Annotated in this window: 9 protein-coding genes; 3 read left to right on the top strand and 6 right to left on the bottom strand. The window is 54.6% G+C overall.

Annotated features, from left to right (window positions below; genetic code table 11):
- Nucleotides 1-21: 21 nt before the first annotated feature.
- The gene (locus NHH03_RS19315; protein ID WP_253158689.1) at nt 22-909 is read left to right on the top strand and encodes a beta-propeller domain-containing protein; all 888 of its coding nucleotides are present in this window, start codon (nt 22-24) and stop codon (nt 907-909) included.
- Here NHH03_RS19315 and NHH03_RS19320 read toward each other — a convergent pair whose 3' ends face one another.
- On the bottom strand, nt 910-1,815 hold the full coding sequence (locus NHH03_RS19320; protein ID WP_253158691.1) for a sigma-70 family RNA polymerase sigma factor: 906 nt from the start codon (nt 1,813-1,815) through the stop codon (nt 910-912). It abuts the gene before it with no gap.
- Between the two features lie 418 nt (nt 1,816-2,233).
- Here NHH03_RS19320 and NHH03_RS19325 point away from each other — a divergent pair, with 418 nt between their 5' ends.
- Nucleotides 2,234-3,067 (top strand): amidohydrolase family protein, encoded by an 834-nt coding sequence (locus NHH03_RS19325; protein WP_253158693.1) that lies wholly within the window; start codon nt 2,234-2,236, stop codon nt 3,065-3,067.
- Nucleotides 3,068-3,075: 8 nt separating this feature from the next.
- Complete coding sequence (locus tag NHH03_RS19330) at nt 3,076-4,104, top strand: zinc-binding alcohol dehydrogenase family protein (protein WP_253158695.1); 1,029 nt, start codon at nt 3,076-3,078, stop codon at nt 4,102-4,104.
- A 3-nt stretch (nt 4,105-4,107) separates the two neighbouring features.
- Here the strand turns inward: NHH03_RS19330 and NHH03_RS19335 are convergent, their stop codons facing one another.
- From NHH03_RS19335 to NHH03_RS19355, 5 genes are all read right to left on the bottom strand, one after another.
- On the bottom strand, nt 4,108-6,966 hold the full coding sequence (locus tag NHH03_RS19335) for a hypothetical protein (protein ID WP_253158697.1): 2,859 nt from the start codon (nt 6,964-6,966) through the stop codon (nt 4,108-4,110).
- Between the two features lie 28 nt (nt 6,967-6,994).
- Nucleotides 6,995-9,424 (bottom strand): S8 family peptidase, encoded by a 2,430-nt coding sequence (locus NHH03_RS19340; protein WP_253158699.1) that lies wholly within the window; start codon nt 9,422-9,424, stop codon nt 6,995-6,997.
- 17 nt (nt 9,425-9,441) lie between these two features.
- Nucleotides 9,442-10,413 carry a trypsin-like serine peptidase gene (locus NHH03_RS19345; RefSeq protein ID WP_253158701.1) on the bottom strand — a complete coding sequence of 324 codons (972 nt, stop codon included), beginning with the start codon at nt 10,411-10,413 and terminating at the stop codon, nt 9,442-9,444.
- Nucleotides 10,414-10,664: 251 nt separating this feature from the next.
- A complete protein-coding gene (locus tag NHH03_RS19350) occupies nt 10,665-12,530 on the bottom strand; it encodes a DNA/RNA non-specific endonuclease (RefSeq protein WP_253158702.1) in 1,866 nt (621 codons plus the stop codon).
- A 186-nt stretch (nt 12,531-12,716) separates the two neighbouring features.
- Nucleotides 12,717-13,583 (bottom strand): C1 family peptidase, encoded by an 867-nt coding sequence (locus NHH03_RS19355; RefSeq protein WP_253158704.1) that lies wholly within the window; start codon nt 13,581-13,583, stop codon nt 12,717-12,719.
- Nucleotides 13,584-13,894: the final 311 nt, after the last annotated feature.

The following is a 13,894-nucleotide window of genomic DNA, read 5'->3' on the forward strand; positions in this document are numbered from 1 at the left end:
TCTTTGATTTGCCTGGCCTTGGTGGCCCTCCTGACTCCATCGCTCTCCGCCGGACACACGCTGGTTGCCAATGAAGGCGGCAAACTGTGTTGGTTTGATGCCGATGGAAACGTCACGTCGACCGTTCAATTGAAAGGTGCGCCGCACGACATTCATGTGCTCGAAAACGGCAATGTCTTGACCCATCAAGGCACCGAGATTGTCGAACTCGATGGCAAATCACACGAAGTCGTCTGGTCCTTTGACGCCCGAAAGTTGGCGACCGTTGATCGCGTCGAACTGCACTCGATCGCGCCGCTTCCCAATGGCCAAATGATGGTCGCGCTCAGCGGCGAAGGCAAGATTTTTGAAATCGACCGCGACGGCAACGTCAAACGCACGATCACACTGAAACGTGACAATCCGCATCCGCATCGTGACACGCGACAAGTACGTCCGGTCATCGCCGGTGATCAGTGGACCTATTTGGTTGCTCAGGAAGGCGACGGGTTTGTCCGTGAATACAATCGTGACGGAAAGATTGTTTGGGAATATGATGTTCCAATGTTCGGCAAACAAGCCAAAGGCGGTCACGGCCCGGAAGCGTTTGGTGACGCGGTTTTTTGCGCACTGCGATTGGAAAACGGTAACACGTTGATCAGCACCGGCAACGGGCACAGCGTGATCGAAGTCACCCCGCAAAAAGATATCGTTTGGAAGGTCGACCAAAACGATTTGAAAGACATCACGTTGGCCTGGGTCACCACATTGCAAGTCATGGACAACGGCAACATCGTGCTAGGCAATTGTCACGCCGGACCCGGGCAACCTCAGATCGTGGAAATCGATCGCGACAAACAGGTTGTCTGGTCGCTGATGGATTTTGAACACCTTGGCAACTCGGTATCCAACTCGGTCATCATCGATTAGCTAGGCGCCGAACCGCTCGCGTGGGTCGGTCAGTCCGTCGGCCAGTCTTCGCAGCGCTTCGGTTTCGATCTGACGCACACGCTCTCGGGTCAGCCCTAATTCGGCGCCGATCTCTTTGAGCGTTTTGGGATCGGTGCCGTCCAGGCCAAAACGAAGCTTCAATACCATCGCCTCGCGTTCCTCCAGGTCACCGAGCAATTCCATGGCGTGGCGCAAGATGTCGTGATCGAGCATCATTTCGTCGGGCGCCTTCAGCCGCTCGTCCATCACCATTTCCCCAAGTGACCATCCGGATTCAGATTGGTCGCTTTGCGGGGTACTATTGCTGATGCGGATCGCTTTGCGAATGATCGGCAGTTTCTTCTTTGGCAATCCCAACACGCGTGCGACTTCTTCGTTGGTCGGCGTCCGCCCGAGTTCTTCGTTTAGGCGCGCCGTTGCCCGCCGCCATTTGCTAAGTAGCTCCACCATGTAAGCTGGAATGCGAATGGTTTTCGCACTGTTGATCAGCGCGCGTTTGATGGATTGTTTGATCCAGTAACTGGCATACGTACTAAAACGCGTGCCGACGGTGGGATCAAACCCTTCGACGGCGCGTAGCAGCCCCAGATTGCCCTCTTCGATCAAGTCCTGCAGACTCAGACCTTTGCCGGTGTAGCCACGTGAGATATTGACGACCAGACGCAAATTGGCACGAACCATTCGGTCTCGAGCTTCGACATCACCCTGCTCGATTTGCGCGGCCAATTCCAATTCTTCACGGGCCGTCAGCAGCGCCGTCTCGTTGATTTCGCGAAGATAGGTTTCCAGTGGTGACTGGGCTGCATCGGATCGCCGTGTCGTCTTGCGAATACTTTTGACTTCGGCAAGATCGGGATCGACAGGAGGAGCGGCGAATTCAGACATGTGACTTTTCGTGATGTTGATCGGTGCGATGTCGCCGCGGCACACAAACGATAGAGACGACCGGCATCCGTTTGACGGACAGCTGTGTCGAGGGAGGATCGTGAGCGTCTGGCGTACGGCGTCCTTGATGCCGTAGCAAAGTCATCGGCTGGTTAGGGTGACCAACTACACGACAGCTAAATTGGTCCCAGGTTTGCTAGACCTGCCGGTTGTTCACCTAGTTCCGATTGATCACAAAATGCGGCTCATGATAAGGATCGCCTGCCCGGGGCAGCCTTGGAGGCCAAAATTCCTGCCAAAAACCGCTGCGTTTAGCGGGTTTCCCTCGTCGGTCGTTTGATCGTAATTTGGTACAGTCCGGCGACGTCATCGTGGCGTCCTCGCAGTGTCGCCTTCCACCGTAAAACAGTCGCCCCACATGTTGATTGATTCGCACCATCATCTTTGGAAGTATTCTGCCGATCAGTACGGTTGGATCAACGACGACATGCCGGCACTGCGACACGATTTCTGGGCCGACGAACTGTCGCAAATCGCCGGTCAACACTCGGTCGACGGTTTTGTCACTGTTCAAGCCCGACAGTCGCTGGCCGAAACGGAATCACTGTTGACGCTTTCTGAAACGCAATCACTGATCAAAGGTGTCGTCGGCTGGATTGATTTCGCCAGTGACGACGCGGCCGAACAACTAGAACGTTTCGCCACTCATCCTAGATTGAAAGGGTTGCGGCATGTCGTCCAAGACGAACCAGACGACCAATTCATCTTGGGCGACCGTTTCAACCGAGGGATTCGTTTGTTGGCCGGCCAAGATTTGGTTTACGACATTTTGATCTACGCACGTCAACTGGCGCCCGCAATCCAATTCGCCCGGGCACATCCCGAAATCCCGATGATCTTGGATCACATCGCCAAACCCACGATCCGCAACGGGGCCTTTGATCCGCAGTGGGCAAATGAAATCCGCCAGCTTGCGGCTCTGCCAAACACGGCCTGCAAATTTTCAGGGGTTGCCACCGAAGTCGCAGCAGACAGTTGGGACGTTGAATTGATCCGTCCGTACTGGGATGTCGTGCTGGAATCATTCACCCCGTCACGATTGATGTTCGGCAGCGATTGGCCGGTCTGTTTGTTGAAGACCGACTATGGACGCTGGTTGAACGCTGTCACCAACCTGGCCGGCGACTTGTCGCCAGCCGAACAAAATGAATTCTTTGCTGAAACCGCAAAACGTCTTTATCACTTGGAGTAACACAAAAAATGCGCGCCATTCAAATCAGTGAACTGAAAACGTTGAAACCGATTGAGATCGACCCTCCCGCCGCTCCCGGCCCGGGACAAGCCTTGGTGCGGACGCATCGAATGGGGGTCTGTGGAACGGACATCAGTTGTTACCTGGGCAAGTTCCCCTTCTTCGATTTCCCGCGAATTCCTGGGCATGAACTCGGTGTGGAAGTCGTCAGCGTCGGCGACGGCGTCAGCAACGTCGCTGCGGGGGATCGCTGCAGCGTGGAACCGTACATGAACTGTGGCACTTGCTATCCGTGCCGCCGTGGGGCCACCAACTGTTGTCAAAACCTAAAAGTCATCGGCGTGATGATGGACGGCGGGCTCTGCGAATCCTTTCTGGTTCGCGCCGACAAATTGCACCCTTCCGCAAAACTGTCGTATGACCAATTAGCGCTCGTGGAAACCTTGGCGATTGGCTGTCATGCGAATGACCGTGCCAACCCACAGGCCGCCGATCACGCATTGATCATTGGAATGGGGCCGATCGGATTGGCCACTTTGGAATTCGCTAAATTCACCGGCGCGAAAATCAGCGTGATGGACATGAATCCGGATCGATTGGATTTTGTGCGCAAAAACTATGGGATCGACAACACCATTGAATTCTCCGGCGATGGCAGTGAACTCGAACGGATGAAGCAACTGACCGGTGGTGACATGTACCAGACCATTGTCGACGCGACGGGAAATCGTCACTCGATGGCCGGTGCCCTGAACTATTTGGCAAGCACCGGATCGCTGGTTTACGTTGGTATCACCACCGATGAGATCGCGTTCAAGCATCCGACGATGCACAAACCCGAGGCTTCGATCCTGGCTTCGCGCAATGCCCTGCCTGGCGATTTCACCCGAATCATCCAATTGATCGAAATGGGAATGATCAACACCGATCCCTGGATCACCCATCGCACCGATATGGACAAGGTGCTCAACGATTTTGATTCCTACACCAAACCGGAAACCGGCGTGATCAAAGCGGTGATTTCAGTCACCGCCTGATTCCTAGGCATACAGCAACAATCGGCTGAGCAGCGTTCCGATGGGGCCGGTGGCGGCGACCGCGACGATCAGTGCGGCCGCGCCCAATAGGTAGTCGTTGCTGATCGGACCAAACGGTCCACGATTCAAACGAGTGATTTCGTCGATCGAATGCTGCAGTGAATCGGGTGCGAGATGGCGTGTTTGACGCACGCCAGTGAGCGCGTCATAGCGCTGTTGACGCAAAAATTCAATGGCTTTATTTCGATAGTCGATCGCTGTCATGCGGACAATAATGGCAGCGACGAAGCAGGTGACGATGGGAGCACCGATCAGCACGTACCAACTGCGATCGAGTCCCCAGGCGTCCCAGATTCGCCAGCGTGCTCCGATGAACAGCAACGACAGGATTGCCGGTCCGATCATGTCTTTGCTGGCGTCGATGCTCAAATGCATCGTGTCGGTACAGTGTCCGACGATGCGATCCAGATTGTCAGTGCGCAAGTGATTTTCAAAATCTCGGATCGTCTGTCGAGATCCCAATGAGTAAATCAGGCAACGACAGGACACCAAAAGCACACAACCACTGGCAATAAATAGAATCACACTGGCCAGCCAGCGGACAATCCAATCACGGGCCGGTGGCGCGATGAAACCGCTTTCAAAATACGAGATCGAGTAGAAACCGATGATCAGACAGGCCGCCAATTTGCAGGCGGTCCAGTCCAGGAAGCGAGATCGTTCTAAAGCTGGATCGGTCTCTTTTTCCTCGGCATCGCGTTTCGGAAACATGTTGCGCAGGATCGCGAAACCGAATGCAATCACCAAATACAGCCCCCAGATCGAGGGCCAAATGCTGATGCCTTCGAAAATCAGGATCGGCTCAGAAGCGGCGGTGGAATTGCTGATGACCATGACAACCAGAATCACCGCGGCGATGATCACCGCAATGTTGTAGGCCCATGTGCGCCCTGCTCGCTTGGACGATTCCCCACTAAAAAACGCGAACAGACCCTTCAACGTGTCGTCGAAGCCGTCGATGATCCGTCGTCGTAAATCGCGGGCATCAGAGGATAATGTGGCAAGCCAATTGAAGATCACCACGCCCATGATGATGCAAATCGGCAGGACGACCAACAACCAGGAACGTTCGTGAATCGATGGCGTTCCCAACGGCTGACGCAGCGGCAGATAAGACTCGGCGGTCGCCGCTTGCGAACGCAGCTGAATGGGCCCGTAGTTTCCAATCTCAAAAACCAGTGGATTCAAATAGGCCGGCGAAATCCGGTTCTCTAATTTGTTTTCTTGACGACCAACAATGTCAAACAGGTTTTGCGGGAGTTCCCCATAGGTCAACATAAAATCGGAATCCAAAAGTCGCTGCTGGGCAAATGCTTTGGATAAAATCGATGTGCCGAGGAAGCACGATGTTTGATAGCCGTCGCGAAACTGAGGGATGCTGTTGATGCGACCAAATACATCGCTACGTCCGGCGACTCGCAATCCATAGTGTGACGCGACCACTAGATTGCGACCGTGTTTATCGACACTTGGGCCACCGTAGCGGGCTTCCAATTCGGTTGTGAAGAAGGTCGCGACAGGAAACGCAGGACGAGCTTTGCAAAGAATCATTTCTTTGTCCTCCCACTGTGAACCCAAAATGCCGACCAGCCGGACCGATCGGGGGTTGATCGGCCCGGCCCGACTAAGCGTTTCTAGCTCCGACACGGATCGGTCCAAGTAGTCCTCGACCGAAGCATCCTCTTCGGCGGCGGTGGAAAGTCCTTTCAAGTACGGGATCACAATCGGCTTGGGAGCGTCTGAGTCAAAAAACATCTCCTGTAACCCATCGACGTAGCTGAGCGAACTCTGTTCGACAAACAGCACCATCGAATCCGAACTTTCACCAGATGGCCAGACGCCGCGCAGCCCTAGTTCATGCTTTAGCGACTGCAGTAACCGTTCATCCGATCCGATCGTATGAATCACTTTCATTTCGGCGTCACCGATCGAAATCGTCTGTTGACCGGGTTGCAATCCCAGTCGTTGATTTGATGCGGTGCAAGAATAGTTGACGACGACCAATCCGTTTTCCCAGCCACTGTAGAAATCATTGTCGGTGGACTCGTAGCGTTGGGCGTCCGCGGTCAGAGTGTGGAACGAATCGCTCCAGGTCGGTCCCAGTAAACAAAGTGCAGATCGTTTCTTTAGATCGTCGGGAACCACGTCATCTAGCAAATAGCGAATCGTGTCGAGCGGACGTCTCCCCAGTTGCGACTCCAGCACCCAGTTCGCCAAGATGAGATCATTCGTGGTTTTGTGTTTGTATAATTTGGTCGGCACTGCGCTGGTTAGGCAGGTAACCAGTTCATCGAGATCGTCCTGATCTGATTGCGCATCTGCTGGCGGGCGTGGGGAAAAATGGAATTTGATCGAAACCTGGCGATAGGTCATACGATCTGCAAACGGCAACTCAAATCCTTGGTTGGCCAGGGCCAATTCGACCGCATGTCTGCGTCGCCGCCGCCGTTCGATGTCCCAAGGTTGTTTTCCTTCCGGAACGGGAATCACCAAATACAGAAGTCGTGCATCATCTTTCAGCTTATCTTTGATGGTTGCGGCGATTTCCGTCTTTGACTTGAGTCCCTCTAGTTTCGAATCGGCAAACACAAACGGGTCTTCCCACATCGATGCGTATAAACTGACGGCGCCGTCGACGGTAGGGAAATCGGAACGGAGTGCTTTATCTGCCGATGCGGTTTTAGTTTTTGGTGGGACTGGGAGATCGGAGTGGGCGAAGCCAAGCCAACTGAAGAGCGCGACCAGGGTGCCCGTTCCAAACAGCGTTGACAGGGTCGACGCGTAGGATCGATTCTCAGGCATGGCATCTACTTGGGGCGAAACGAGGCGTCTAAGTTGCTAACAGCATGCGGACCAAATTGGGCAAACCTGATCCTTGCACATAGGAATCGCGGTGCAGCGTCGTACAGTTGTCCAACAAGATTGCCTTGACGCGATCCGGTTCTCCGATCAGTTCACGACGCCTTGAAAGAAAGGCGGCCAGGAGCCCGGAAACGTGTGGCGCCGCCATGCTGGTACCACTCAATTCGATGTACGCCTCGGCCGATCGATAGGCATAATTTGCGCTCGGAACCCGCTCGCCCGGCGCAACCAAGTCTGGCTTTTGTCGGCCGTCTGCCGTGGGACCGCGTGAGGAGAAAAACGAGGTGCCAAAGGTCAACGGATTGGACAGATGCACCGACCCCACGGCAATGGCTTCTTCCAGATTGGCGGGATCACCGATCGAAAGGTCCAGGTTGGCTCGGAGTGCACCGCGGGTCGATTGCAGTTCTGCAAACCCGGCGTTGCCCGCGGCAACCACGACTAACACACCTTGCCGCCACAGGCGTCGCAATTCACGACAAATCGGCGAATGTCCGCATCCATAGGTTTCCGGATCGAACGGCCCACCCAGACTGAGATTGATCCCGTGGATCACAATGGATGATGCCGCTTCATTAACCGACGCGATATGGTCCAACGCACGAATGATGTACGAATCACGTCCGCGACCACCATTGTCCAGCACTTTGTAGCTATGGATCCCGGCTTTTGGCGCCACGCCGTTGCGACCGTGCTGACTGCCGGACCCGGGCTGAATTTGTCCGGCCAAGATGGCGGCGACGTGGGTTCCATGACCGTGCCGATCGATCGGATCGCTGAAATCCGGATCGTCGATCTCTGCGGCCTTGTGTGTGCAGTCCCAGACAGATCGCACGTTGCCGTGAGTCAAAAAATGAGGATGCGTGGGTTCGATTCCCGTGTCCAAAACGGCCCAGTTAATTTTCTCGCCTTGGGCGTTGTAGACGCGTGCGGCAGCCACCGCCTGAACCGGGTCATCCCGCGAGATGGTGCTGCTATCAGACAAAGTCATCTTCTCCGAATCGCTCCAGATTCGTCCCACCTTTTGACGTTGCAAAATGGGGCCTAGCCGTTCGATTTGCATGCTGGTCAGATCAGCAGCCACATAGCGATTGAGATGGCAGAATTGAATGGTTGCAAACGAGTGATCACCCAAGGTCAATTTGATTTCATCCAGCAACCGCTCTCGGGCGACAACCAATCCGCCATCGCCCTGGTCGTGCAACTCAATCAACACGTGTTGGGTTTCACCGGCGCCCGCATCGTCCGCTCCGTCATCGGGAACCAACGAGTCTTCGATTCGATCGGTCAGATCGCGGGCGATGCTGAATGATGAAATCGGCTGAGCAAACGCGGCCCCCACGACTCGCCGAACGGATTCTTTGCAGAGCGTTAAACCCAGGTACCCGGTTGCTGAATGCGGGTGTCGTGGTCGGTCCAAATTTCGTTCCAGCCGATCCACAATGGATCGATCGATGTCATTTGCAATGCGTGGATCGGCCGCTACCGGATCCAAGCGGTCGGCCACGTTTAACCAATGCTTGACACAATTTGGTTTACCCAATTGATCTTGCTCGAGCGTGGGTTTCAGATTGTCCTGGATTTCTTGGATACCCAGTGGGCTGCCCAATGTTAGGAACAATCGCACACTGTTTGCCGGCAAGAAATTTTCGCGGCACAAATTTCGATAGGCGATGACGGATCCCAGACTGTGTGCGATCACCACAAATGGTCCACCACCGCTGACACGCATCCGAAATTTATTGTCGATCTCGAGTGCCATCGATGGATCGAAACAGTAGTCGTACACGTCGTTTAGTAGATAGCGGGTGAAGGTCCTGGTGATCCGGTCACGGGCCCAACTCGGCAAAGGCAACACTTCCGCGTGCGGGCCGTTGAGTTCGGATTGCGTGTTCCAGTCAACACGTTCAGCCAAACGACGGAGACTCTCGGCAATTTCCTGGCGACGATGTTCTGACAAATGAGATGAATTGTGTTGCATCAGGTGGTCGACTTGGTCAGCGGCCAGAATCATCCGCTGGTTCAAGTCTTCGTCGCGAAGGGATTCTGTGTCGTTGGTCAAATCCGTGCCTTCGGAAAGATCGGCGTCACTACAAGTTCCCGCCAGCGGATCCGGATAGCGATCGCGGTTGACCCAGTACACCATGCGGCTGCGCTGTCCCATCCCTGTTCCAAACAGGGCGCGATCCCATTGGCATTTCAAAGTCGACGCCACCGGTTTGTTGGCGATCCCATGCACATAGATGACGGTCCCTTCGAACGCACCCTGACTGAGCGATTGAAGGATCGATTCGGTATCGTGGGAATCCTGCATCATGCCGATTTGTGCGGATCCTGCCGAAGTTTTAGACGGTTCGGGTCGTTTCCCATGGGCAATACGAATCGGATTGAATTTCATTTTTGCGATCCCATCGTCTAGCGGCTCCACTGCTGGATGTTTTCAAACACTTCGTCTGTGATCCGTGTTGCAGAATTCCCGCTGATGTCGCCTTGAGTGTGGATTCCCACCACGAAAACTTCGCCTGCATCATTGACCGCAAAGACAGGACAGCCGCTGTTGCCGCCGTAGGTGTCGGTTTCATAGATCAACACATTGCGTCGCGCTTGTTTCAGTGGGCGGACATGCCCCCACAACGTTCCCAGCGGTTTGTCGGCCGGATAGCCGACCAGGTGGTAAACGTTTCGAACCACATCGTCATCTTTGAGCACGACATAGCCCAAACTTCCGTGTTCAGATGCGTCACCTCTGATCGTGATCGCCCCATAGTCTTCCGCCGGTCGACGGTCTTGCGTCCATCCGCTGCAACTGTGCAATTGGATCGCTAGGAAAGAGTCTCTTGATTGTTGGCCGTTGCGACCGGGAAACACGCGAATCCGTTTGGCCCAGCCGCCTTGGTCTGGAAGAAACACGCAGTGGCCCGCAGTGACGACAGTGTTTTCGTCGACCAGCCATCCAGTGCCGACAAATTGACGCCCCGTGCTGGCGGTGATCTCCAACGAACAAATCGCGCTAAATGGATACTCGTTCGTACTCTGAATCAAGATCCGGTCGTCATCGCCGATCACGGTTTCGACCATGAAATCGGCCGCGGAATGCTGCGCGATCGCTCGACTGACATGAGTCCCATAGGTGGCATGCCAAGCGTCAGCAGCCGATCGATGAAAGGACTCGGAATCGCTGCCAAACGTGACAACTTTGCGCTGCAGAGCGCTCCACTGCGACTGAAATTCAGGCAGCACATTCGTTTCAGACTTTCGTCCTAACGAAGCGCCCTCGATTTGGTCGGCTGCAAACTCGATCGACTGCGAAACGGGCGTGTGTCGGTTCGTTCGGCTACGCTTGGTTCCAGGCATCTTGATCTCATTGCAATCTGACAAACGGGACATATCGATCCTCGCAAACGCGTTTTCATCACAACCCGACGCGTGAATTTTGCAGTTGTGCTTTGGTAGCCCGGAGGGCGATACAAGTTCACACACAGTACTGCATCAATGTGTCGCCCTCCGGGCTAGTGGGCTATTTCCTTCTGCATCCGGCGACTTACGCCGCCGGCAGTCGTTTGTCGCCCGCTGGGCTTAAGGAAATCGCATCTTCAAAACTCCTTCGCTAACCTACGCGCGACAATTAGCGTTTGGTGTTAGATCCCCAGCGCAGCGGCAGGGTTGGTCATCAGCACCATTTCGCCGAAGGCCTCGCTGGTGCTACGTGGATCCAAGTCTTGCAATAATCCAAAATCCAATTCCGTCATCTCACTGATCTTGGAGACGGATGTTTGGAACGTTTTGAATTCACCGAATGTGAATTCGATGTCGGTTAGAAATGCGGCTTGCCCCAACAGGTACGCGGTGACTGAAATCGTATTTTGCTGCGATAACAGAACGACGACTTTCCAGAACGCTTCGGGAATCTGTACGTCGCGATACTGGCGATCCGATTCCTGGAACACGGGGCCGGTGAAAACAGAGGCCTTTAGATCATGTTCGCCCAACGAGTCGAGCAGGTAGTCTTCCAGATTCAGCCAGTCGCGTTGATTGAGTAGTGCATGTTGTGGCGCGGCATTGGTGTAGTGAAATGTGTCCTCTTCGGCCAATTCCGCTTCATCGGTCTCGCCCCAGACCGGATCCAGGCGGCGGACCAAGTGACCGCGGTCCAGTCGGTTGTGCCGGTAGAGTTCGTTGCCGGCCTGTTGATCGCGATCAATTCGAGGATCGATTTGCCACGTGGTTCGACGACGCCGAGGACGAACCAGGCTGGAGCCATCGATGTTCACCGCGGTGAAAAATGGAATCTTGCGTTTTCCATTCATGACGCTTGAGAAATGTTCGTAGTCCAACACGTATGCGTTTTCTCGGCTGCGTCCCTCGATCCGCGCCGCATCGACCATCTGAGTCCCGCTCAGCTGGGGCAGTGGCACGAATAACTCAGCCGAGGTGCCAAAAAAGTTTTCTCTGTAACCGTCGCGTCCCTCATAGAAATCCACCGTCCTCGCTTCGTCGATTTCTGCGCCGTCCCCGCCAGACAATAAGACACTCGACGTACCATTCATCGAACGCAGCAATCGCTTCACTTCCAAAACGTCGACGCCGTGATTGGCTGACAGGAATCGTCCGGCAAAATGCAATCCAACCGCATGTCCGGTGTCGGCGTCGATGATCGGTGACCCAGAATTTCCGCCCAGGGTGCTACAGTCATGTGTCAGTCGCAAACCGTTGCTGCTGGTGATGAACCCCGGGGCCAAACGTTTGACGTTGAAGACGTCGCCAAAAATACGTCTCATCTCTTCCATCCCGTTACGTCGACCGTCCCAGGCCGGGTAGCCGATGACACTGACGATCGTACCGTTGGCCACCGATGTTGCCGACAGGGGAATTGGATCAGGCAGTTCGCGGCCCGTTTTGACTTTCAGAAACGCGACATCCGGTGAAGTCGATCCGAAGTCTGAAATGAACAACACTTTTTCGATTTCGACGGTTTGTTCTGCGACGACTTGGTGTTCTTCGCGAAAGTCGACTGCCGCGGCGATCTGTTGTCCGAATGGATTCGTGCGAAACGAAATCACACCGCTGCTGGACTTGTTCGCGAACACATCAGCGACATGACGATTGGTCACCAAAACGTCTTCGTCAATCACCCACGCCGTACCGACCCACTCAAAGTCCGGGTGGTGAAACAGTTCCACCCGACCGACTTTGGGGATCACCGATTCAAGCTGCGACTTGGTGCTTTTCAGCCGCTGTTTCCAGGTGGTGGATTCGGGCGTTGCAAAGCTGTTGTTTTGAATGAATAGCGATGGTCGGCCAAAGGCCAACACGATGGCTTCTTGAAGCCCCGTTTCTTGAACTTGGGCGCTACGCGATCCCAGCGTTTCACGCAAGTCGATCGTCTCACGCGACATCGACGGAATCTCGTTCGCAGAATACTTCTCACGAATTTCCTTCATCACCTCTTTGTCGGCGAAAAGTGATTCAAGCTGCGACTGGTTGCTGGTGTTTTTGTTTGGCATGATCGGCCCGAAATCCAGACGAACAGAGGGTAGGATGGGAACCACAGATACCATCAAGAGTAGACCGCTGGACGCCGCTGCCTATGGAACCGATGGTGATTCAACGCTGAACGAAACAGTTGAATTTGTTGATTGGGCGGCTGATTCAATGGATGCGAGCAAGGCAACCGCGACGGGGCCAAGTCGCTATCGAATCGGATTGGCAAACTCAAGCGGGTCAAAACCCGCGGTATAGATCAGTGTCCAAAAATCGCGGGCGATCGAATGATCCACAAATGACATCGGTAGCCAACCTGTCCCATTGTGTCCCCATTGGTTTCCCCACGAGGTCCCTATTAACAAGGCCGCTTGATTGCGACCCAAGCGATGCAAGTCATAGCCCAACGCGATCGCCGACATTCCACCCAGGATCGAATCGTCCTGTGGGCGGAGCGAGATCACCGGTTCGTGCGTGATGGATGACCCGACGGAGAAGCCGAATACAAACGGGAATCCGGCGGCAAGGAATCGACATAGCATTTGCCAAACGCTCAATCCGTCGCGCCGTCTCCCATGCGTGGGCAATCGACAATACCGCACCCCGCGAAGTGGTTCGGCTAGCTGATACACAAACGCAGTGGGTTCCTGGTCCATGGGCCGGGAATGGTACGGCCAATCGGCTTCGTTTACCGCTCCGAATTTCACCATCGTTTTCAGTGTCGAGCGAAGATCGACACCAAAGTCGCCTTGGATACGCCGCAGATTTCGAGCGACTTTGTAGAGGAATCTCGCGGACCCATGAAAGGCTTTGCCAGTGACACGTCTGGAAAAATATTCGGTCAGCCCCAAGACTGCGATCGCACTGGCCGAATGAAACTCGCCTTGGTCCCGAGAGTCGCTCAGGTAGTGTTCGCCACACTCGCTGTGCCTCAGGTCGACACGGTCGGGCAGCGGTTCATCGAGGGCCGGCAGTCTCGACAAAATCTGTCGAATCAGTGCGTCGTCGATTGTCAGATCGCGAGGGTCCGGTAGATCTGGGATCCAGCCCAAACCTTGGGGAAGGAAGGTAGACACTTGATGCGGTTGCCCCCGATGCGAAGGGATGGCCCATTGGTCCAAGCGACACTTGGACAGACAGAGAACAATGATCCACCACAGCGCAGCACTCGCACCAGGGACAGCTTTAGGAGTGAAATCATTCCGATCGGCGTGATCCTCTCCGGCACGACTCGCGCGCATTGAAGTTGCGTTCTTGCCCGGAGCATTGGTTATTGGTAACCCGACGCGTCAGCGAGGGATCCCGTCAACCGGCTAAATCCCTCGCTGACACGTTTTGAAGTTGCGATAAACAGTCACTTCACCTTAAATGACTCAGCAAATTGCCG

The organism is Stieleria tagensis (assembly GCF_024129865.1).
Classification (GTDB): Bacteria; Planctomycetota; Planctomycetia; order Pirellulales; family Pirellulaceae; genus Stieleria; species Stieleria tagensis.